We start from the raw sequence: 22,620 nt of genomic DNA, 5'->3' as shown, positions 1-22,620 counted from the left end.
TGCATACGGGAGGAATTATGATCATCACCGACGTCGAAGTGCGCGTTTTCCAAACGACGACCCGTCGCCATTCGGATAGTGCCGGTCATGCACATCCCGGACCCGCGCATAAGGTGGAGCAGGCCATGCTCACCATTCGCACCGAGGATGGTCTGGAAGGCCACTCATTTACGGCGCCTGAAATTGTGCGCCCGCATGTCATCGAAAAATTCGTGAAAAAGGTACTGATCGGTCAGGACTACCGTGATCGTGAACGCTTGTGGCAAGACCTTGCGCACTGGCAGCGCGGCTCTGCCGCGCAGCTGACAGATCGCACTCTGGCGGTCGTGGACTGCGCATTGTGGGATCTTGCCGGCCGGGCTTTGAACACACCTGTATACAAGTTGATCGGCGGTTATCGCGACAAGGTTCTCGCCTATGGTTCGATCATGTGTGGTGACGAACTTGAAGGTGGACTGGCGACTCCGGAAGATTACGGTCGGTTTGGCGAAACGCTGGTCAAGCGTGGCTACAAGGGCATCAAGCTGCACACCTGGATGCCGCCTGTCAGCTGGGCGCCTGACGTGAAAATGGACCTGAAGGCGTGCGCTGCAGTTCGCGAAGCTGTTGGTCCTGATATTCGCCTGATGATCGATGCGTTTCACTGGTATTCGCGCACCGATGCGCTGGCGCTGGGCCGCGGACTTGAAAAGCTTGGTTTCGACTGGATTGAAGAACCAATGGATGAGCAATCCATGTCGTCCTACAAGTGGCTTGCCGATAATCTCGATATTCCGGTTGTCGGGCCAGAAAGTGCAGCCGGCAAACATTGGCATCGCGCTGAGTGGCTGAAGGCAGGTGCTTGCGACATTCTCAGAACGGGTGTCAACGATGTCGGGGGTATTACGCCAGCATTGAAGACCATGCATCTGGCGGAAGCATTCGGCGTTGAATGCGAAGTGCACGGCAATACCGCCATGAACCTGCATGTGGTCGCCGCGACCAAGAATTGCCGCTGGTACGAGCGTGGCCTGCTGCATCCATTCCTCGAATATGACGACGGTCACGATTATCTGAAGTCGCTGTCAGACCCGATGGATAGTGACGGTTACGTCCATGTGCCGGATCGTCCGGGTCTCGGTGAAGACATCGACTTCAACTTCATTGAGAACAACAGGGTTCGGTGATCGCATCATGAAGTCGGTTCTTGCATTCGGAGACAGTCTTACATGGGGTGCCGACCCAACGACCGGCCTGCGCCATCCGGCCGACTATCGCTGGCCGGATGTGCTGGAAAAAGAACTGGGTGGCCAGGCGAAGATCCTTTCAGAAGGGCTTGGCGGCCGCACCACATGTTATGATGACCATGCCGGGCCGGCCTGCCGCAATGGTGCCAAGGCGCTGGAAGTTGCGCTGGCAAGCCATATGCCGCTGGACCTCGTCATCATCATGCTTGGCACAAATGATATCAAGCCAACCCATGGCGGGCGTGCCGAGCCCGCCGTGACCGGCATCCGCCGGCTTGCGCAGATCGTTGATACGTTTCCTTACAAGCCGCGTGATGCAAAACCGAAGTTGATGATCGTTGCGCCACCTGCCTGTGTTGCCGGTGCGAGCGGCGTTCCCGCCGCTGGTCGCGATATCGCGGAATCGCAGCGTCTTGGCCCCCTTTATCGCAAACTTGCCGCAGAACTTGGCCATTTCTTCTTCGATGCTGGTTCTGTAGCAAAGTCATCCCCGGTTGATGGTGTTCATCTGGAGGCTGACGAAACTGCAAAGATAGGAAAAGCACTGGCAGCACCTGTTGGTGAGATCCTTCGCTGATCCATCCGGGCCTGTGGAGGAACAGGCCGGTCTGTATATTGAAAACTTGGAGAGCCGTCATTCCAAAGGAAACGGCAAATTGGGAGGAAATATGAGACACTTTCTTGCTACCGCGGCCCTCGGCGCGCTTTTGATCGGTGCTTTGCCAATCAATTCGTTTGCCGAAACACCCAAGGATCAGCTCGTCGTTGCGACAACAATGAGCAATATCCTGACGCTTGATCCCGCCGCAATCACCGGCCGTGAAACCGTTCAGGTTCTCAACAATACCTATGACACTCTGGTCATTCTGTCGCCAGAAGACCGCAGCATCCAGCCGCGTCTCGCAGAGCGTTGGGAAGTCGCCGAAGACCGCATGTCCATTCGCTTCCATCTGCGCAGCGATGCCAAGTTTGAATCCGGCAATGCCGTGACTGCACAGGACGTTGCCTGGAGCCTGAAGCGTCTGCTTGTTCGCAATCTTGCGCAGTCTTCGTTCCTCAAGACCCGTGGTTACAAGGTTGAGAACGCTGACAAGCTGTTTGTTGCTGAAAATGACACCACATTTGTCCTCAACCTGCCGCAGCCGGATGACCCGAGCCTGCTGCTGATGATCCTTGCCCAGAACGGTCCAGGCTCCATCATCGACAGCAAGACAGCTCTGGCCAATGAAAAAGACGGCGATCTTGGTGCCAGCTGGCTGACACTGAATTCGGCGGGTTCGGGACCATTCAAACTGACACAGTGGAAGTCGAACGAATTTATCATTCTTACCCGCAATGACGACTACTGGGGTGAGAAGCCAGCGATGAAGCGCGTTCTCATGCGCCATCTGCCGGAATCACAATCCCAGCGCCTGATGCTTGAAAAGGGCGATATCGACGTCGCGTATTCCTTGCAGGCACCTGACCTGCGTTCGCTTGAAGCAGACAAGGATATCGCCATTGAATCGACGCCCGGTTCGGGCTTCTATTACCTCAGCGTCTCGATGAAAGACGAACGTTTCGCCAATAAGAAAGTGCGCGAAGCACTGCGTTACCTGATCGATTACGAAGGTCTCGACAAGGCAATCATGCCGTATTACGGCAAACTGCATCAGCGCCCGATCAGCACCGGTTTCCTCGGCTCGTTACCGGATGAAGGTTACAAGCTGGATATCGAAAAGGCCAAGGCTCTGTTGGCCGAGGGTGGTTTCCCGAACGGTTTCAAGACCACACTGCGTGTTCTCTCCGAAGATCCGTTCATGAAAGCCGCAACAGCCATCCAGAACACACTGGCACAGGCCGGTATTCAGGCTGAAATCATCAGCGGTTCCGGCGACCAGATTTACGGTGCGATGCGTGAGCGTAAGTTTGAACTGCTGCTTGGTCGCGGTGGTGGCGGTCAGCAGCCACACCCTGACAACAATCTGCGTTCTATCGCCTACAACCCGAATAACGCAGACGATGCAAAGCTGACCAACTATCAGGGATGGCGCACCAGCTTTTACGACGAGAAGCTGAACAAGATGATCGAAGATGCGTTGCTTGAGCGTGATATCGCCAAGCAGGGCAAGCTCTACGAGGACATTCAGACCTACATGGATGAAATCGTCATGTCGATCCAGCCGTTCTCGGAAGTCGTTGATACCGCTGCTTTCCGCAGTGACGTGAAAGGTATGATTGTCAGCCCTTGGCTTTCGCGTTTTGAAAGCATCAGCAAGGATCGTTGATCCCGCCTTATCCTCCCAAAGGCAAAGAAAGGCGCGTGTTACCACGCGCCTTTTCTGTTTTCGGGATGAAACCTGTGTCGCTAGATTACGACCGGTACTGCCCAGGTCAGGCGAACATGCCCGCCGGGTGCACTCTCATCGTAATCCAGTGTCGCATCCAGTGTCTTGCACATTGCCTTGATAAGCTTGGTACCAAGACCGGTGCCTTTGGGAGGTTCCGACGGATTGAAACCGATCCCGTCATCATCGACACACAGCTGAAGTTGGTTGTCCTCCGTCTGGCGTAACGTGACTCCAATCTGTCCCTTGCCTTCCGGGTAGGCATATTTGAGGGCGTTGGAGACCAGTTCGGTCACGATCACACCCAGCGCCACGGCCTGATCGGCGGTGACAAACACTGCCCTCAGGTCGGTGGTAACAATGATCTCAGGGGATGCGCCACCGGTGCGTTGCAGGTCGTCGATCAAAGCGCCGAGATAGACATCGAGGGCGACAGCGCCGACATTTTCCGAGGTGTAAAGACTGCGATGAACGCCAGCGATCGCTGCAATGCGACTTTGGGTTTCCTGAAGCGCGTTCTTGGCTTCATCACTGATGACGGTGTTGGTCTGCAAGCGGATCATGGCCGAAACAAGTGACAAACTATTGGCTACACGGTGGTTCATCTCAGCCACCATCAGTTCTGCCCGTTCCTTGGCAACGATCAGCAACCGGTCGGCCTCGTCCTTTTCCCGTCGTAGTCTGGCATTGTTCAGTGCCTGATCGATGGCACTGGCCAAGAGCGGGAAAAAGTCGTCGGTTACCGTTTTGATCACGTAGTCCGCAGCGCCGCCCTTAAGCGCGTTAATTGCAATCTGCGCATCGCTGGACCCTGTTACATAGAGAATGGGAACCAGTGTAGATTTACACCCAATTTCCTCTAGAAAATGTAAGCCAGTCTTGTCCTGAAAATAATGGTCCAGGACAACGGCGTCATAGGTGTCGGCCATGAAGGCCTCAATGCCGGCTGCAACGGAGGCTGCATGAGTTACACTGTAATCGTAGCGGCCAAGAATACGCTGCGCCAGCCTTGCCAATGCCGGATCGTCGTCAATGTATAAAATGCGAGCCGGCATTGAATTCCTCAAGGCACCTGAATAACGGAGAAAAACAGGCCCAGATTGCGGATGGCGGTCGCGAATCCATCATAATCGACCGGTTTGGTAATATAGACGTTTGCGCCAAGGTCATAACATTTTTGGATTTCACGTTCGTCGTCAGTTGTTGTCAACACCACGACCGGAAGCCGGCGCGTGTGTTCATTTGTCTTGATCTGTTCAAGGATATCGATGCCTGACATGTCCGGCAGGTTCAAATCCAACAGAATGAGCAGATAGCGGTCCTTGCTCGGCAGACCATCACGGTTTTCGCCCAAGATGTAGTCGAGCGCCTTCTTGCCCAGGGTGAAGGGGACGATCTCGTTATTGACGCCGGCGCGGCGGACATTTTTCTCGATAAGACGGGCGTGTCCCTCATCGTCCTCGATCATGACGATAGTGACTTCCTGGCCAGAAGCTTTCATAGCTCGTTACTCCTTGGGATTTTGGTCAAATCTGAAGGCAAAATCAGCCTAAAAGTGCTGCCTTTGCCTGGTTCAGAATCCACCGTAATGTCTCCTCCTAAATTTCTTATTAGTGACCGGACGTGGGCAAGTCCAATTCCTTCGCCTGGTTGGTCCTGCTCACCCGCACGCCGGAACAGTTCGAAGATGCGTTCCAGGTCCTGACGTCCGATCCCGCGACCATTGTCTTTGATGTCAATGCGCACACGGCCATGTCCATTGCTGTAACTTCTGACGGAAAGCTGCAAGGGTCGACCAGGTTGCTGATATTTAACTGCGTTGTCGAACAGGTTGCCAAAGATTTGGTCTAGCGAAATGCGATCGCTGATAACGTGACGCACGTCCATCGAAATGGAGATATCGCCACCTGAACTGGTGACCTGGTGATGGACGCTGGCTGATGCCGTATCCAACAAGGACTGAAGGTCTATCTTTTCAGGGGTTAGTTTGCGGCGTCCGTCGCGGGATATCTTCAGGATGGCATTGATCAACTGATCCATCTTGCGCGTCGATGAACGAATGAAGGTGATTGCCTCCGGCAGGTCTTCTTCTACGGCAAGGCGAGCATTGCGAATGTCCTGCTCGTCAGGCTTTTTTTCATCCGCCAGAACATAGGCGGTGAGGTGTTTGACCGAACTTTCAAACTCGCTCAAAAATCCCATGATATTGACAAGTGGCGCACGCAGGTCATGGGTAACGATATAGGCGAAACGCTGGATTTCCTGATTGGCGCGAATAAGGTCTTCGGTGCGTTCGTTCACGCGTTCTTCCAGCCCCTTGTTAAGATATGCCAGTTCCTCCTGAGCGCTTGAAAGAGCACGAATGTGCTGGACGATGATCGCAAGCGCACCACCAACAACGCCCAGTATGGCAATAGCAGCTGTTATTGTTAGCCATTGCAATATTCGCGCGATATCAATCTGCTCAGAAACAATGATGCGTAACCTGTCGTCTACCGTGGTTTGGTAGGTGGAGAGGATATCGCGAATTTCATCCATGTACCGGAGACCAGAATCCGTCCTGAGTAGCGAGATAGCGCCGTCAAAATCGCCGTTCTCGGCCAGGGCAAGCGTGCGGTTTGTCTCTTCAATTTTTGCGTCTGTAAGCTTGTCCAGTTCTGGCAGCTTTGCGGCAAGTACCGGGTTGTCGGAAAGGCTTTCCCGCAGCTTCGGCCTGATATCCGGCAGTCGCGCCATTGCTTCGTTGTATGGTTCGAGATATTTTTCATCACGCGAAAGTAAATAACCCCGCTGGCCAGTTTCAGCGTCTTGCATGGATGTCAGCATGTTAAGAACGTGCGCACGGATGGTGCGAAGCTGAAGAATTTCCCGGGAATAATCATTGTTGGCGTTAACGAGCCATAACGATGAACCAACCATAACGATAAGCAGAGCAATGCCTGCGACCAGCATGAGCAGGGTTGATCGTGCAAAGTTTGTGATTCGTGCCATGAAAAATCCGGGTCGGGTGAGTGCCTCAAATATCTAGAGGCAAGGGGAGGGTCGATATGAGGGAGGGACGTATCACACTTCTGTCAAGAATGTTGCGTGGTTATCTAATGAAGTGTTGTTCGTCTCATGTCCTTGGCTGTTTCACCTAATGCGACCAAAAATAACGCGTGGAGCGTATTTTCGTTCCATGCGCTGCTCGATTTTTTTGTTCGATGCTGCGATTTGTCAGGCAGGCATCGTCTCATCTCTGCTGTGCAGTGGGCTTTGGCGCATTTTTTGGTCCGGGGGCGGAAAAAATGCGTACCGAATTGTGGAAAACTGTACGGCCGATTTTGCGAGCACAGTACAATCCAAAACTGTATTTCAGACCTGTTGTCATTTGTGCCTCGTCGACTGAAACGTTGCAGTGTATATGAATGTTTCAATAGCGCCCGGATTGGCCGTCTATTGTTGCGAACTCCAGTGAGTGTTTGAATTTTTGTTGCGCTTAACGGCTTGCTTTGTCTTCGGTCTTATCAAATCCGGCTCTTTGTATAAATTTCCTTCAAATAAATGATCGCACACTTATGCAACCTATGAGGGATTAAATCCTGTGGGTTCATCGCTGAATTGATGTCATTCGATGTGAAGTATCTTGCTTTCCATTCAAAACTGTCATTCCTTGCCCATTCCTCGAAAAATCTGGGAGATAAAAAATGAACTCATTCAAAACAACAACAAGAGCAGCTGTTCTGCTCGGTTCCCTCCTCATTGGCGCAAGTTCAGCCTTGGCTGAGACCGTTCTTCATCGTGGCAACTCGGGTGAGCCACAGACCCTCGATCAGGCGCAGACTTCGATCAATATCGAAGCGTTCATTGTCAAAGACCTCTATGAAGGTTTGACGATTTACGACGCTCACGGCAAGATCATTCCTGGTGCGGCAGAAAGCTGGACCGTTTCTGATGATGGCACCGTTTACACTTTCAAGCTGCGTGCCAACGCAAAGTGGTCGGATGGAACGCCTGTAACTGCGCAGGACTTCGTTTTCTCCTACAAGCGCGTTGAAGACCCAGCCACTGCTGCGAAATACGCGAACATTCTTTATCCGATCAAGAATGCCGAGAAGGTCAACAAGGGCGAAGCGCCTGTTGACGAACTTGGCGTCAAGGCCGTGGACGAAAAGACGCTCGAAATCACGCTTGAGCGTGCGACGCCATTCTTCCTCGAGCTTCTGGCTCACCAGACTGCATTGCCGGTTTCGCAGGCAAGCATTGAAAAGAACGGCAAGGACTTTGTTAAGCCCGGCGTGATGGTGTCCAACGGCGCCTACAAACTTCAGGCACACGTTCCAAACGACAGCTTGACTGTTGTTAAGAACGAGAATTTCTGGGACGCAGAAAACGTCAAGATCGACAAGGTCGTTTTCTACCCAATCGAGGATCAGGCTGCATCGGTTCGCCGTTTTGAAGCCAAGGAAATGGATCTGGCCTACAACTTCTCGGCAGATCAGATCGACCGCCTGACAAAGGCTTACGGCGATCAGGTTCACGTTTCGCCGACGCTGGCCACCTATTATTACGCTTTCGACACCCGCCAGGAGCCTTATAGCGATGTTCGCGTGCGTCAGGCCCTGTCCATGGCCGTTGACCGTGACTTCCTTGCCAAGGAAATCTACAGCGGTTCGCAGGTTCCTGCCTACTCCATGGTTCCTCCTGGTATCGACAGCTATGGTGAGCCATCAAAGGCCGACTTCGCTTCGCTCTCACAGCTTGATCGCGAAGACAAGGCTATCGAACTGATGAAGGAAGCCGGTTACGGTGAAGGCGCAAAGCCGCTGGAAATCGAAATCCGCTACAACACCAACCCGAACCACGAGCGTGTGGCAACCGCTATCGCGGATATGTGGAAAAACACATTCGGTGCCAAGGTTTCCCTGGTTAACCTCGACGTGTCCTCGCACTACGCTTACCTGCAGGAAGGTGGCAAGTTCAACGTAGCCCGTGCTGGCTGGGTTGCTGACTATGCCGACGCTGAAAACTTCCTTGCGCTTTCGGTTTCCACAAATACGACGTTCAACTACGGCAAGTTCAAGAATGATGAATATGATGCCTTGATGAAGAAGTCGTATGAAGAGGCCGACATGACTGCGCGTGCAAAAATCCTGCACGAAGCAGAGGCTATCCTGTCTCGCGAGCAGCCGGTTGCTCCGCTTCTGACTCAGGCTGATCTTTGGCTCGTTTCCAGCCGCGTAAAGGGCTGGGAAGATAATGCCGCAAACGAGCACTTGAGCCGTTTCCTGAGCATCTCTGAGTAACAATAAGTGGCACGGCGGCGTCCCCGCCGTGCCATACCGGAGTTAACGTACCATGTTATCATTTATTCTGCGCCGATTGGCGAGCGCGGTGCCGACACTGTTTATTGTCGTCACCATTTCGTTTTTCCTGATGCGCTTTGCGCCGGGTGGACCTTTCAACCTTGAACGTCCGTTACCGCCTCAGACGATGGAAAATCTGATGAGGACCTATCAGCTGGATCAGCCATTGTGGCGCCAGTACATTCACTACATCACGAATGCCGTGACCGGTGATTTCGGGCCGAGCTATATCTACAAGGACAACACTGTCGCCGAGTTGATCGGAAAAGGTCTGCCGTATTCGCTCGAACTCGGCTTTTACGCGCTGCTGTTGGCACTCGTCGGCGGCGTATTGGCTGGTACATTGGCTGCCTTGAGGCAGAACAGTACCTTTGATTTTTCACTGATGTCGGTTTCGACCGTTGGTATTACCGTACCGAACTTCGTTGTCGGTCCTGTGCTGACACTGGTTTTTGCCGTTCTGCTCGGTTGGTTGCCAGCCGGTAGCTGGGGCGACGGATCGCTGCGTTATCTCATCCTGCCGATGATTGCACTTGCCCTGCCTCAGTTGGCGGTGATTGCCCGTCTGACGCGTGGTTCGATGATCGAAGCACTGAGGATGGACCACATTCGCACCGTCAAGGCCTATGGTCTTTCTGCAAGAACGGTTGTCATCATCCATGCGATGCGTGCCGCCATGTTGCCGGTTGTTTCCTACCTTGCGCCTTGCGCCGCAGCGTTGCTGACGGGTTCGGCTGTCGTTGAAACCATCTTCACCATTCCAGGCGTCGGGCGCTACTTCGTCCTCGGTGCCATCAACCGTGATTATACGCTTGTTATGGGCACCGTTGTTCTCATTGCGATCTTCGTCATCGTTTTCAATCTTGTGGTCGACATCCTTTACGGCCTTCTTGATCCGAGGGTTCGCCATGACTGATATGTCTGCAAATACGGCTCCGCTGCCGTCTACAAAAAGTCGCAGCCTTTTCCAGCTTGCCGCTCTGCGGTTCCGTAGAAACCGTGCGGCAATGGCCGGCTCGATCATGCTGGCGCTGATTGCGCTTTTTTCCTTCATTGGTCCACATTTCCTGAACCACACCTATGACCAGGTGTTCCCATCCTATGTGTCCATCCCGCCGAGCCTTGAGCCACGTCCGGATGTCACCAATCTTCAGGGTGTTGTTGAGGGAATTGCTTCGCGTGCGCGCGTTGATCTCGAAGAGTTCGAGGTCAGCGGACAATCTTTTACCGCGACCGTAACCTCGGATAGCGAGATCGATCCGCGCACCACGCGTTATTTCGATCGCGCCAATGAGTTCGAAAACACCAAGGTAACAGCAACCGAAGACGATGGCCGTACGCTGAAGTTGGAAGGCAATGTTAACCGCGAATACTTCTTCTTCGGTACCGATTCCAACGGCCGTGACCTTCTGGTGCGTGTCATGCTCGGTGGTCAGATTTCGATTGCTGTCGGCATTCTCGCGAGCCTTGTGTCACTGGGCATTGGCGTTATCTACGGCGCGACGTCTGGTTACATCGGCGGACGTGTCGACAACGTCATGATGCGTATTGTCGAGATCCTCTATTCACTGCCATTCGTGTTCCTCGTTGTGGTGCTGGTGGTGTTTTTCGGCCGCAGCTTCATCCTGATCTTTCTGGTGATTGGTGCGGTCGAGTGGCTGGATATGGCGCGTATCGTGCGCGGGCAGACGCTTGCATTGAAGCGGCGTGAGTTTGTCGGTGCAGCGCAGGCGTTGGGATTGACGGATTGGCAGATCATTCGCCGTCACATTATCCCTAACACGATTGGCCCCGTTGTGGTGTTCGTTACCGTTGTTGTTCCAAAGGTCATTCTTCTTGAAAGCTTCCTGTCCTTCCTTGGTCTCGGTGTTCAGGCGCCGCTGACAAGTTGGGGAGCGTTGATTTCAGAAGGCGCAAACAATATCCAGTCTGCACCATGGCTTTTGATTTTCCCGGCCACCTTCTTCGTTCTGACGTTGTTCTCTTTGAACTTCGTTGGTGATGGCCTGCGCGATGCGCTCGATCCGAAGGACCGCTGACATGAATGACACATCACAAACCATTCTTGCCGTTCGTGGACTGAAGGTTGATTTCGCCACGCCTGACGGAACGGTCAATGCCGTCAAGGGCATTGACCTCGACGTCCGGGCAGGCGAAACGCTCGCTGTCGTAGGTGAATCCGGTTCCGGAAAAAGCCAGACCATGATGGGTATCATGGGACTTCTGGCAGCCAATGGCCAAGTGCAGGGTTCCGCCAAATATCGCGGCCATGAACTTGTCGGCTTGCGTTCGGATGAGCTCAATACCATCCGCGGCGCCAAGATCACCATGATCTTCCAAGAGCCGATGACCTCGCTTGATCCGCTCTACAAGATCGGCAAGCAGATTGCCGAGCCTATCCTGCATCACCGCGGAGGCAGTCGCAAAGAGGCACGCGCCCGTGTTCTGGAATTGCTGGAACTGGTTGGTATTCCGGATCCGGCACGTCGCATCGACAGTTATCCGCACGAGCTTTCTGGTGGCCAACGTCAACGTGTCATGATTGCAATGGCACTGGCCAATGAGCCGGACATTCTGATTGCCGACGAGCCGACAACAGCACTCGACGTGACAATCCAGGCCCAGATCCTTGACCTGCTTAAATCCTTGCAGCAGCGTTTTGGTATGGCCATCGTGTTGATTACGCACGATCTCGGAGTGGTGAAGCACTTTGCTGATCGTGTCACGGTGATGCGTCGGGGCGAGGTTGTTGAAGCTGGTTCCACATCGGACATTTTTGAACGTCCTCAACAGGACTACACGAAAATGCTGCTGGATGCCGAACCAAGCGGACGCAAGCCGGACGTGGCCGATGAGGCGCAGGTTGTGCTGTCCGGGCAAGCCGTAACCGTCGATTACCAGATTGCTGGCGGGTTCCTGTCGGGCAAAAAAAGTGCGTTCCGTGCTGTCAATGGTGTCGATGTCACGTTGCGACAGGGACAAACAATTGGTGTTGTCGGGGAGTCCGGTTCCGGAAAATCCACGCTCGGCCGTGCCTTGTTGAAGCTGGTAGAAGCCAAGGGAAAGGTCGTATTCGAAAAGACGGATATTTCCGGTTTCGATCGAAAAGCCATGCGGCCCCTGCGCAAGAAACTGCAGCTGGTGTTTCAGGACCCATACGGTTCACTTTCGCCGCGCCAGACGGTCGGTGAAATTGTCACTGAAGGCCTGTTCGTGCATGAGCCACAATTGAGTCGGGCAGAGCGAGACCAGCGTGCCATCAAGGCGCTGCAGGAGGTTGGACTCGATCCCGACGCCCGCAATCGTTATCCGCATGAGTTTTCAGGCGGCCAACGACAGCGTATCGCAATTGCGCGTGCCATTATCCTGAAGCCCGATGTCGTCATTCTTGATGAACCGACGTCAGCCCTTGACCGCTCGGTTCAGGGGCAGGTTATAGATCTGTTGCGCAACCTGCAGAAAACGCATGGTCTGTCCTACATTTTCATCAGCCACGACCTGTCGGTTATCAAGGCTATGTCAGACTACGTCATGGTGATGAAGGACGGCAAGGTTGTTGAGGAAGGCACGACAGATGCAATCTTCGAGGCACCGCGAGAGACGTACACGCAAACGCTGATGAACGCCGCTTTTACCGCCTGATGCTGAGAGGCAGTCGCTTATATTTGGCGACTGCCTTGCCCTTATGTCGTTTTAAAACTGGCAAAAAATTCAGCCAATTGATGTTTTTGATATCTGCTTTGCGTAATTGCTGCACACTTTTACGCGACCTACTGTAGAGCTATTCACGGCGAGGATTGTTGTGGTTATAGAGGCAAGGGCTCTAAACCTAAGAGCGCGTTTATTCAGCAGGTCGAAGGATAATTGATGAGAGTGTTATTGACGGGTGCAGCCGGCTTTATTGGCTACCATACGGCTGTCATTCTCCTGGAGCGGGGTGATGAGGTTCTTGGGATTGATAACCTCAATGAATATTACGACGTCAATTTGAAACTATCCCGCCTCTCTCTGCTAAAAAACTATAAGAATTTTTCGTTCATCAAAGCCGATCTTTCAGACCGAGACGCCGTAGATAACTCATTTGCTGGCTTCAAACCGCAGCGGGTCATTAACCTCGCGGCGCAAGCTGGTGTACGGTACGGTTCTCAAAACCCACACAGCTATATCGACTCCAATATTGTGGGTTTTCTCAATATCCTCGAGGGATGTAGACATCACGCAATTGAGCATCTTACTTTTGCGTCTTCCAGTTCGGTATATGGTGCCAATCTGAAAGTGCCTTTCAGTGCTCACGATACTGTCGATCACCCGTTGAGTCTGTATGCGGCAACGAAGAAATCGAATGAGTTGATGGCTCATTCATATTCGCATTTGTATCGGCTTCCCGTGACCGGTCTTCGTTTCTTTACTGTCTATGGTCCTTGGGGTCGTCCGGACATGTCTCCATTTTTATTTACGAAAAAAATACTCGCTGGAGATCCAATCGATGTTTTCAATTATGGCAATCACTTGCGAGACTTTACGTTCGTCGATGACATCGCCAAGGGCGTAGTTGGAACATTGGATGCTATTCCCGTCCCAAACAAAACTTGGGACGCTATGAACCCGGACCCAAGCAGTTCAACGGCTCCGTATCGGCTTTACAATATCGGCAATAACACCTCGGTAGAGTTGAATTACTTCATCGAATGCATTGAGAAAGCGGTTGGTAAAACCGCTATAAAGAACATGTTGCCTCTTCAGCCGGGTGACGTTTTTCAAACCTTCGCCGATGTGGATGATCTTGTCACCGACATCGGTTTTAAGCCGCAAACCTCAATTGAGGAGGGAATTGAGAAATTTGTCGCCTGGTTCCGGCAGTACTACCAACTGTGATGTCCGCTCGTCCCACGTCGAAAGCTAGCATTCAAATCTGGTTTTTTTAAATGCATTCACCGGTGCGTTGGTGCAAGCAAGTAGTGACCAACCCCCCAGACGTCGCCATTGTCGTGACCGAAGAGGCCGGCTGTTGCGAGGAAGAACAATCGCCAGCGACGCTCCCAAAGATGAGCGTCCTTGCCATAGACGGTTTTGAACAACGGTCTTATCTGGTTGATTTCGCGGTCGAAATTTGCCAGCCAATCGAGAGCCGTTTGTTGATAATGTTGGCCAGACCAACGCCAATCCTGTTCAACGGTGAAGCTCTCCCCAAAGCGATAAGGCAGATCATAAGCGGGCATGATGCCGCCGGTGAAGAAATGATGCGCAATCCAGTCTGCAGGATTGTGGTGGTCGAAACGATAGGAGCGGTTCTTGTGCGTGAAAACATGCAGGAACAATTTTCCGTCCGGTTTCAGCCATCCGTGCACGCGTTCAAGAAGCGTGTGCCAGTTTGACATGTGCTCGAACATTTCCACCGAAACCACCCGATCAAATGTTTTTTCGGTTTCAAAAATATTCATGTCGGCCGTGACAACATTCAGGTTTGTCAAACCCTTATCCTGGGCTTTGGCGTTTATGTATTCACGTTGAGAGGCCGAGTTGGAGACAGATACGATCGAGGAGCGCGGGAAATTTTCTGCCATCCAGAGGGAAAGCGAACCCCAGCCGCAGCCGAGTTCGAGGATTGTCATGCCATCTTCAATTCCGGCATGTTTGACTGTCTGTCTCAGCGCCTCACGTTCCGCGTCAGCAAGGGAGGTGTTTAGATCAGGATAAAAACAGGACGAATATTTTCGCCGCGGACCGAGCACCAGCGAAAAAAACTCCGCAGGCACTTCGTAATGTTGCCGGTTGGCATCACTCGTATGTGTTGCAACGGGAAACTTAGCCATCTCAGACACAAATTCAATTTCCCGGCCATGGGGAATGGTTTCCAGACGGCGTTTGGTGCGGTTACACAGGAAGTCAATTCCAGCAAGTGTCATACCGTCTGATAATGGCATTCTCTCCGCGGCATTGATGGCAAAGGCCAGCATGTTCATTGTGTTGCTCCTTGTTCAGTGGCGGAGTTCGTTTTGCGTGGACCGGGGAAGAAAGCGTTGACACGTGCCTGCAAGGCTCGAAATTTTTCACCGCGACTTCTCATCATATGTTCTTCAAGCGGTGGAATGCCGGAAACATGAACCAGCAGCCAGTACATCATGGCGGGCGCGAGCAACGCCAACCAGCTCCAACCGTTCGCGTTGATTGCCAGCAACGGCCAGGTGCACCAGAATAACCATTCAAAAAAGTAGTTCGGGTGGCGAGAGTAACGCCACAATCCAATTTCACAGACACCCGTTTTGGCTTCTGGTGTTTTTCTGAAACCCGCCAATTGAGCGTCTGAAAGGCTTTCGCCTGCGAGAGCTATGACGGCGATGCCAAGTGCAATCAAATCAACAATCCGAGGAAACGGGCTTTCGTTGCTGGCGGCTAGATACACTGCCAAAACCAGTACAAATGCTGCGACAGCTTGTATCTGCAAGAACCAGAATAATCTGAACGAGGCTGCCTTTCCCCATTGTTCAATGAACTTGGCGTAGCGGGGATCTTCCTTGGCGCCCTTTGAGCGCGTCCCGATGTGGGCTCCAAGTCGCAACGACCACAATGCGATGATGATGAAGATCATGATGCGGCGTTCGCTTGCGCCATCAGCCCAAATTGCCGATGCAATGCCACCAAGTCCGACCGCAAATGACCAGATTGTATCGATCCAGCCGCTGTTGCCGGTCCTGCGCTGCGTGGCCCATGCACCGATCATTGCAAGAGAAAGACCACCTGCTGCGAAAATGAGGAAACTGAAATCCATTTCTACCGCCTGTTGAACAGCAATGTCACACTGCTTTCATCACCTATCTACGGAACTGACGGCATTCTGGTTTCGTTTAATGGGCAAAATATTCAAATAAAGATTCCTGGCGGAACTGAACCGTTTCCAACAGTCACTCGTATTGCTTCTGTATATGTGAATTCGCACCAGTCGCTGTCCGCGACCTGTTGCTCCAGTCGGTTCAATGCGATTGGAGCGTGAAGAGGAGTGTAGGGTATGAAATGGATATTAGTTTCAATCATCCTTTGCCTTGGCCCGAACTCTGCAATGGCAGAGGATATTTTCGGGCAATGGTCGCGCGGTGATGGCAATGCCCGGGTAAAGATCGACCAGTGTGGAGCCAATATCTGTGCGACGAATACGTGGATAAAACCGGGTACACCGAAAGAAAAAACCGGTGACAAGCTTGTCATGACCATTTCGCCTGCCTCAGATGGGAAATATTCCGGAACCGCTTTCGATCCGCAGCGCGATCTTACCTACAAGATCAGCGTTGATGTGAAGGGCAACAACATGACGACCAAGGGCTGCGTCCTTGCCGGTTTGCTGTGCAAGGGCGTTCAATGGACAAGGCTGGATTGACGTCATGACTATAATCGACATGAATGCCAATCAGTGAGAATGTCAGGAGAAAAATGGTCGTTCGGGGCGTGTTCTATGTGGTTCTCGGCGCTCTCATGATGACGTTAGCATCAGGGATGAAAGCTCCAACTTCCGCAAATCCGGTCGAGGACGAACGCCTTATTGATGTTGGCGGGTTCATGATGAACAGCCTTTTGCTGGAACCCGCACACAAGGCTGATTTGCCCCCGATTGTCTTTATTCACGGTGCCAGCACCAGCCTGTATGATCCATTGTTCGCCTTTCGCTCCAGTTTGGAGGGGCGAGCCACACTGCTGTTTGTTGACAGGCCTGGTCATGGTCGTTCGCAGATCGGCGGCAAGGGCAACATTTTGCCGGATGGACAGGCGGATGCCATTGCAAGTCTGATGGACGAGCGTGGCATCAAAAGTGCAATCGTGGTTGGTCACTCTTACGGCGGCGCAATTGCTGCTGCGCTTGCTTTGCGTCATCCAGAGAAGGTGAAGGGACTGGTTTTCCTGTCGCCTGCGGTTTATGACTGGCCGGGCGGCGTCTCGTGGTATTATGACGCTGCGCGTGTCCCGATTACCGGTGTTTTGTTCAGCACCCTTGTTGCGCCACCGGCAGGGCTGTTGGCGATTGGCGCAGCGACAAAGTCAGTGTTTGCACCAAACCCCGTACCACAAAACTATATAGCCCAAACCAAAGCACTGCAGGCTTTGCGCCCGGTTGCCTTCCGTCACAACGCATTGGAAGTCGCATCTTTGAATGCGTGGGCCAAAACGGCATCCCGCCAATATTCCGAGATAAAAGCGAGGACAATTATCATCACAGGTGATGCTGATAAGGTTGTGTCGCCGGAGATACACTCAAAACAGCTGGCACGCGCCATCAAAGGCTCGAAGCTGCTTGTCGTGCACGATCTTGGACACAAGCCGGATTACATCGCGGGCGATCTTGTCGTTGCAGCAATTGAGGTTGCGGCCGGCAAAAAACGGGATCTTTCACGGATACTAAAATCTGTCGAACGACGCATAGCAGATGATAGGCCTATGTGAGCCACGTCATATGTTGCTGACGGTGAAGAAAAACTGCGCAAATGGTATTTGCACAGTCTTAAACGGCAGTTGGGTGGCCGTTGGCAAGCCAGTTTAACGGCAGCGAACTTTAGTCTTCTCGCAACCGATACGGTTCATCGTGACGTTGACAGGGGGATATGCGAAATCATCTTTTTTCTGGTCGGAACCTGCGTTTACTGCCGCCATGATGACAACACCTATCAGGCCACCATTGCTACCTGAAGCCATGCGTTGTTCGGCAGACTTATTGATTGCAGTCACGTTGCTGAAACTGGTCCTGTAGCCCGCAGCGTTGCAACTCACTGAAATCGGGCGTGATGCATAGCCGTAGTCGGGAACACGCACTTCGGCCGGAGTTTTTATAGATGCGCTGTAGCCGTCGCTTTCCAGCTTGCAACTAACACCCTCAATCTCCGTACGGGAACTAAATTCCGCACCACCCTTGTTCACATATTCATATGTACGGATGGTCACAATTTCATTGCCTTTGAGTGCAGGGATATCTTGGCCAGCTGCACGTTGAGGAGCTAGCATATCTCCGTGCTGTATGCCCGAGGCAGTCGGTGTGGCGGCAACGCTCATGGCAAGTGGCTTTCCAGTCTGGCAACCGGTTAATCCGGTAAGAGCGATAACCATGCCTGGAAACAGTAAGCGCGAAATCATGCATGCAACCCTGAATATGCGAATGGCTGCCTTTTATTGCAGCATCAGCACCAGTCAATCGCCAAGGTAGAGGTGGGATAGCATAACGAAATACAAGGTAATCAAAGCGTTATGACGATAGATCGCTTTGAAACTTTGACTGTCGGTCAGCATTCGCAGCAGTTCATCCATGATGCCTTGGTATTTCGAGGCACTTTTTTCTTACCTCTAACCTCGAGAAGTACGCAATAGACAGGATTTCAACGGCTGCCGTGTAATCTTCGAAACTCAAACCGAGCAGGATACGCTCAGCCGGTTCCTTATGGCGGCCTCGCAGTCGCGTAAATCTTTGACGCCGATATTTGCAAATGCGGAACAGCGAGTGTCGGTAGATGTCAGCCGAGGCCAGCCAGAGATAATTTCGCACTGGGGGGCGCTAGTTTTTTCCCGCTGCGGTCAACAGTGCTTGGTGGCTTAATTCAGATCTACCTAAGATGGTGATGGTTTTCACAAACGCGTGATAATTGATCTGGTTTTCATACTTTCCTATCCAGCGACCTCTAAGTCAGACAACTCCACCACGTCCGAGCCATTGAGTGATTATGACGAGTACATTTTTTCCTTCCATCGACGATCTGTTAGCGGCGGTCGAAGGAAGTCGGTTTGTGCCAGCATTCCAACCATTTATCGATCTTGAAACGCAAAAGACGAGCGGATTTGAGGTCCTGGCGCGCTGGGATCATCCTGCTCATGGTGTGATAAATCCGGATGCATTCATCTCCACAGCCGAATCTGTCGGAGCCATCAACGCGATCACATTACAGGTTCTGGAGAAGGCATGTCGGGAGCTTACCTGCGCGCCGCGCAGTTTAACACTCGCTCTCAATCTGTCTCCGGTACAGTTCCGGAATGACGAAATCGTTTCCTTGATTGGTGGGGTTGTCTCAAATGCGGGACTGCTTCCATCTCAAATAGAAATCGAACTGACGGAAAATGCGCTTCTCGACGATATTGAAACCGCTCACCAGGTTGCAAAACGTTTCAGAGACGAAGGTTTTCTGCTGTCGCTGGATGATTTCGGGACCGGTTTTTCAAGTCTCACGCGCTTGCATTCCCTGCCTTTCAACACGCTGAAAATCGATAAGCAATTTGTTGGCAGCATGGACCAGAACCCGGCGAGCCGACGCATCGTGTCCTCTGTAATCGATCTTGGCCAAAGTTTGGGTATGAGAGTTGTTGCTGAGGGGATTGAAACGCCACACCAACTGGCTTTGCTGCAACGGATGGGATGCAATGTGGGCCAAGGGTATCACCTTGGCCGCCCGACATTGGGAAAGTTGCCAAGAGAGCTTCGTTATCCTTTCGGCGGCCGTGCGAAAGGTTCCTCCGGGGCCTCTCGTTATCAACGCAAGTTCCACTCTGAGGCCATCTATGAAAACAGCCCGTGCGCGCTAGCGCTTCTTGATGGGGATGGACGGATTTTGCGAATGAATGAGCAATTCGCCCACGTCATGAGTCTGGTTGAAAAGCAATCAATCGGTTCGCATTTTGCGCAGCACTTTGACAGAAAGAACGCCTTTAGGATCACGCAAATTTTGGCCCATATGGCGCGTGGGCGTGAAATCAGACAGCAGGAAGTGAAGGATCGTCGCTCCGGTAAAACTTTCGTCGTGAATTGCACACGCGTCAACGACGACGATGGTGGTTTCATCGGGTTTTCACTTGCGTTAACCGACATTAGTCGCCTCAGGCAGGTTGAGGCAGTCTTGAAAGCCGATGAGGGTTATGCGCGGTTGTTGGCGACGGAGGAAAGACTTCACATCATCTGGGCGGCAAACAGCGCAGGGACCATCGACTATCTCGGGCCGACGCTGTCTGCGACTGAAAGTGTTGGCATGGAGGACCGTATCAAGGACTGGTACGGGCGTATGCACCCAGATGATCATATTCGAGTCCGCAAAAAGTGGCTGGAATGGTTGCCGTCAAAATTGCCTTTTGAGACAAACTTCCGGGTTCGGGATGTGTCAGGGCATTGGCGACAGGTACGCAGTGCTGCTAAGCCAAGTTTCGACAGTGCTGGTCAGGTTGAAAGCTGGATTGGTCTAATAACGGATTGTGCGGATCAATCGCCGCAGATACAAAAAGGTGATGAGAGCCCCCATAGCCCTTTGCTCGCTAAACTTACAGCGCAGCAACTTGACCTTCTCACATGGGCTGCGGCGGGGAAATCAAATGCCGACATAGCGACGATTACAGGTCTATCGCGGCGTGGCGTGGAGTATCATATGGAGCAGATACTCAAAAAGCTGGGTGTGGCCAGTAAAGTGCAAGCCGCAGCCCTTCTGGGCAGACACGGCCCTCAAGAATCACCGAAAGAGTAAATCTGTGGTGGCATACCCTAGGTTGTTTGTGGTTTACAACTGGTTACCAAACCAGTCCTGATTGTGATTATTGTAAAGTATGACGTGTCGCGTGAACCTCTAAAGTTCAGTGATTCACATATCTTCTCGCCGTTTCTCAACACTACTTTCTGTGTGCCGCCGGGGAGATGAGGTGGCCAATGATTGGTTGCTGCACGTGCATGCTTATGGTCCAGATTTGCAATCTTTCAGCACGAGAAAGTTGGACTTGTTATTTTGAGGTAATTCATGTCCTTCCTCGCAAATTCAAAGATCAAAACCAAAATTCTTTCGCTAATTTTGCCGCTTAGTCTTCTCGGAGTCGGCGGAGTGTCTGTGGTCTCCTATACGTATATGAAAACAGATGCGGCCTATTCCGATATGCTTGCCAGCGATGTCGTTCTTGCCACCACGCTGAACCGTTCAACGATTGCAGCAATGTCTATTGCCTATACGGCCAACCAAGTCCGATTTTACGAAACAGGTTCTGCGGAATCCATCGCTGCTTTGAAGCAATACGAAGCTGATAAGCTTTTGCTGACAAGCAGATTAGACAATGCAAAGATGATGTCGCAAAATCAGTCGGGGGCTATCGACGGGTACATTCGCCTTGCAAACGACATTATCAAATTGACTGATGATGCGATCGCATTCGATAGCAAGGATATGGATGACGAGGCCGTCAAATCACTTAAACAAGTCGATCCACTCATCGTAAAACTACGCAGTGACTTGCGCTCTGCAAACGAAGAAAATGACGCCAATATTGCTGCTGAATCTGACAGCCTATCAGCGCAAACCATATCTACAATCACAACGACATTAAGTTTGTTGGCGATACTGTTCGCTTTTGTCATCACCGCTTCGCTCGTTGTTGCGTCTCGCGGCATCAGTGGCCCGATTGCAGCATTGCAGCATCGCATGCGCACATTGGCCGACGGAAATGTTGAAACCGGTATTCCTGGTGAAGACCGTCGAGACGAAGTTGGAAGCATGGCAAAAGCTGTGGTCGTTTTCCTGGAAAATACGCGCCAGCGCTTGCGGCTTGAAGCGGAGGCCGATGCCAATCGCTCACTTAGTGAAAAAGAACGTATGGAGCGGGAGCGCAAAGCCGCAGAAGATGCTGCCAACGTCAAGTTCGCGGTGGATAATCTGGCAACTGGCCTGTCCAGACTGTCGGATGGCGACGTGACCTACCGTATCAACCACTCCTTTGTCGCCACACTCGATGGCGTCAGGATTGACTTCAATAACTCCGCTGAAAAGCTTCAGCTGGCGCTTGGTCGCGTCGCAAACAATGCGCGCGGGATCGATGCCGGCGCAAATGAAATCCGTTCCGCCGCTGACGATCTCGCCAAGCGTACGGAACAACAGGCGGCCGCTGTTGAAGAGACTGCTGCTGCACTGGAACAAATCACCACGGCCGTCAAGGATTCCAGCAAGCGGGCACATGAGGCCGGGCAACTGGTTGCTCGCGCCAAATCAGGTGCAGAGAAATCCGGGGATGTCGTGCGCAGTGCTGTTATCGCCATGGAGAAGATCGAAAAATCCTCGACGGAAATTTCCAATATCATCGGTGTGATCGATGAAATCGCCTTCCAGACAAATCTTCTCGCATTGAATGCCGGTGTAGAAGCTGCGCGCGCCGGTGAGGCAGGCAAGGGCTTTGCGGTTGTCGCACAGGAGGTGCGTGAGCTGGCGCAGCGTTCCGCTGCCGCAGCAAAGGAAATCAAAGCGTTGATCCTGATGTCGACTGATCAGGTTCAGGAGGGTGTTCAACTTGTTGATGAAACAGGCAAGGCACTCGAAGCCATCGTTGCCGAAGTTCAGGAAATCAATCGACATGTTTCTGCGATCGTTGACGCTTCCCAGGAGCAGTCATCCGGTTTGCAGCAGATCAACACTGCCGTAAACCAGATGGACCAGGACACGCAGAAGAATGCGGCCATGGTCGAGGAGACCACTGCTGCAAGTCATGGTCTTGCGCGTGAGGTTTCATCGCTCAACCAGTTGCTCGCCCAGTTCAAGACAACGTCGGACGCAGCAAGCGCGGTACAGGCTGCACCATCGGCAAATGTGCCAAAATATAGCGCGTCCCCCGTTCGTTCATTGACGAACAAGCTTGCAACGGCCTTTGTCGGCAATGCGGCGCTCAAGGCGGATTGGGAAGAGTTCTGATAGCGAAGCAGAACCCAGCCACAATGAAGACCCCGATGTGATGCGTCGGGGT

Annotated in this window: 18 protein-coding genes; 12 read left to right on the top strand and 6 right to left on the bottom strand. The window is 52.4% G+C overall.

Going from position 1 to position 22,620, the window contains the following annotated elements:
- The first annotated feature begins 17 nt into the window (after nucleotides 1–17).
- From PYL13_RS17330 to PYL13_RS17320, 3 genes are all read left to right on the top strand, one after another.
- The gene (locus PYL13_RS17330; protein ID WP_192489342.1) at nucleotides 18–1,166 is read left to right on the top strand and encodes a mandelate racemase family protein; all 1,149 of its coding nucleotides are present in this window, start codon (nucleotides 18–20) and stop codon (nucleotides 1,164–1,166) included.
- 7 nt (nucleotides 1,167–1,173) lie between these two features.
- On the top strand, nucleotides 1,174–1,803 hold the full coding sequence (locus tag PYL13_RS17325; protein WP_259149765.1) for an SGNH/GDSL hydrolase family protein: 630 nt from the start codon (nucleotides 1,174–1,176) through the stop codon (nucleotides 1,801–1,803).
- Nucleotides 1,804–1,894: 91 nt separating this feature from the next.
- On the top strand, nucleotides 1,895–3,493 hold the full coding sequence (locus PYL13_RS17320) for an ABC transporter substrate-binding protein (protein WP_275642475.1): 1,599 nt from the start codon (nucleotides 1,895–1,897) through the stop codon (nucleotides 3,491–3,493).
- Nucleotides 3,494–3,573: 80 nt separating this feature from the next.
- Here PYL13_RS17320 and PYL13_RS17315 read toward each other — a convergent pair whose 3' ends face one another.
- The 3 genes from PYL13_RS17315 to PYL13_RS17305 are packed head-to-tail and all read right to left on the bottom strand — an operon-like array spanning nucleotide 3,574 to nucleotide 6,544.
- Entirely contained in the window at nucleotides 3,574–4,608 is a 1,035-nt protein-coding gene (locus PYL13_RS17315; protein ID WP_259149763.1) for a sensor histidine kinase, read from the bottom strand.
- A gap of 8 nt (nucleotides 4,609–4,616) precedes the next feature.
- The gene (locus PYL13_RS17310) at nucleotides 4,617–5,054 is read right to left on the bottom strand and encodes a response regulator (protein WP_192489338.1); all 438 of its coding nucleotides are present in this window, start codon (nucleotides 5,052–5,054) and stop codon (nucleotides 4,617–4,619) included.
- Nucleotides 5,051–6,544, bottom strand: a complete 1,494-nt coding sequence (locus tag PYL13_RS17305; RefSeq protein ID WP_250985722.1) for a sensor histidine kinase — start codon at nucleotides 6,542–6,544, stop codon at nucleotides 5,051–5,053. The genes PYL13_RS17310 and PYL13_RS17305 overlap by 4 nt, the downstream gene beginning before the upstream one ends.
- A 695-nt stretch (nucleotides 6,545–7,239) precedes the next feature.
- Between PYL13_RS17305 and PYL13_RS17300 the strand changes: the two genes are divergently transcribed.
- From PYL13_RS17300 to PYL13_RS17280, 5 genes are all read left to right on the top strand, one after another.
- Nucleotides 7,240–8,838, top strand: coding sequence for a peptide ABC transporter substrate-binding protein (locus tag PYL13_RS17300; RefSeq protein WP_192489337.1), 1,599 nt, complete (start codon nucleotides 7,240–7,242; stop codon nucleotides 8,836–8,838).
- Nucleotides 8,839–8,890: 52 nt separating this feature from the next.
- A complete protein-coding gene (oppB, locus tag PYL13_RS17295; RefSeq protein ID WP_275642474.1) occupies nucleotides 8,891–9,814 on the top strand; it encodes an oligopeptide ABC transporter permease OppB in 924 nt (307 codons plus the stop codon).
- Entirely contained in the window at nucleotides 9,807–10,937 is a 1,131-nt protein-coding gene (locus PYL13_RS17290) for an ABC transporter permease (protein ID WP_259149762.1), read from the top strand. The genes oppB and PYL13_RS17290 overlap by 8 nt, the downstream gene beginning before the upstream one ends.
- A gap of 1 nt (nucleotide 10,938) precedes the next feature.
- Nucleotides 10,939–12,540 (top strand): ABC transporter ATP-binding protein, encoded by a 1,602-nt coding sequence (locus PYL13_RS17285; protein ID WP_250985724.1) that lies wholly within the window; start codon nucleotides 10,939–10,941, stop codon nucleotides 12,538–12,540.
- A 225-nt stretch (nucleotides 12,541–12,765) separates the two neighbouring features.
- The gene (locus PYL13_RS17280) at nucleotides 12,766–13,773 is read left to right on the top strand and encodes an NAD-dependent epimerase (protein ID WP_250985725.1); all 1,008 of its coding nucleotides are present in this window, start codon (nucleotides 12,766–12,768) and stop codon (nucleotides 13,771–13,773) included.
- A gap of 56 nt (nucleotides 13,774–13,829) precedes the next feature.
- On the opposite strand, the gene PYL13_RS17275 is transcribed toward PYL13_RS17280, so the two are convergent.
- Nucleotides 13,830–14,861, bottom strand: a complete 1,032-nt coding sequence (locus PYL13_RS17275; RefSeq protein WP_275642473.1) for an SAM-dependent methyltransferase — start codon at nucleotides 14,859–14,861, stop codon at nucleotides 13,830–13,832.
- Nucleotides 14,858–15,667, bottom strand: a complete 810-nt coding sequence (locus PYL13_RS17270) for a DUF1295 domain-containing protein (protein ID WP_250985727.1) — start codon at nucleotides 15,665–15,667, stop codon at nucleotides 14,858–14,860. The genes PYL13_RS17275 and PYL13_RS17270 overlap by 4 nt, the downstream gene beginning before the upstream one ends.
- Nucleotides 15,668–15,904: 237 nt before the next feature.
- Between PYL13_RS17270 and PYL13_RS17265 the strand changes: the two genes are divergently transcribed.
- Both PYL13_RS17265 and PYL13_RS17260 read left to right on the top strand, forming a co-directional pair.
- On the top strand, nucleotides 15,905–16,270 hold the full coding sequence (locus tag PYL13_RS17265; RefSeq protein WP_275642472.1) for a DUF2147 domain-containing protein: 366 nt from the start codon (nucleotides 15,905–15,907) through the stop codon (nucleotides 16,268–16,270).
- Nucleotides 16,271–16,323: 53 nt separating this feature from the next.
- On the top strand, nucleotides 16,324–17,328 hold the full coding sequence (locus PYL13_RS17260; RefSeq protein ID WP_441296672.1) for an alpha/beta fold hydrolase: 1,005 nt from the start codon (nucleotides 16,324–16,326) through the stop codon (nucleotides 17,326–17,328).
- 93 nt (nucleotides 17,329–17,421) lie between these two features.
- On the opposite strand, the gene PYL13_RS17255 is transcribed toward PYL13_RS17260, so the two are convergent.
- Entirely contained in the window at nucleotides 17,422–18,012 is a 591-nt protein-coding gene (locus PYL13_RS17255; protein ID WP_250985729.1) for a hypothetical protein, read from the bottom strand.
- 581 nt (nucleotides 18,013–18,593) lie between these two features.
- Here PYL13_RS17255 and PYL13_RS17250 point away from each other — a divergent pair.
- The gene (locus tag PYL13_RS17250; RefSeq protein ID WP_275642471.1) at nucleotides 18,594–20,372 is read left to right on the top strand and encodes an EAL domain-containing protein; all 1,779 of its coding nucleotides are present in this window, start codon (nucleotides 18,594–18,596) and stop codon (nucleotides 20,370–20,372) included.
- 267 nt (nucleotides 20,373–20,639) lie between these two features.
- On the top strand, nucleotides 20,640–22,568 hold the full coding sequence (locus PYL13_RS17245; RefSeq protein ID WP_250985731.1) for a methyl-accepting chemotaxis protein: 1,929 nt from the start codon (nucleotides 20,640–20,642) through the stop codon (nucleotides 22,566–22,568).
- Nucleotides 22,569–22,620 lie beyond the last annotated feature (52 nt).

It is taken from the genome of Agrobacterium sp. Azo12 (assembly GCF_029193765.2).
Classification (GTDB): Bacteria; Pseudomonadota; Alphaproteobacteria; order Rhizobiales; family Rhizobiaceae; genus Agrobacterium.
The sequence above is the reverse complement of the archived record's forward strand: the minus strand, read 5'-3'. Positions and strand labels throughout refer to the sequence as shown.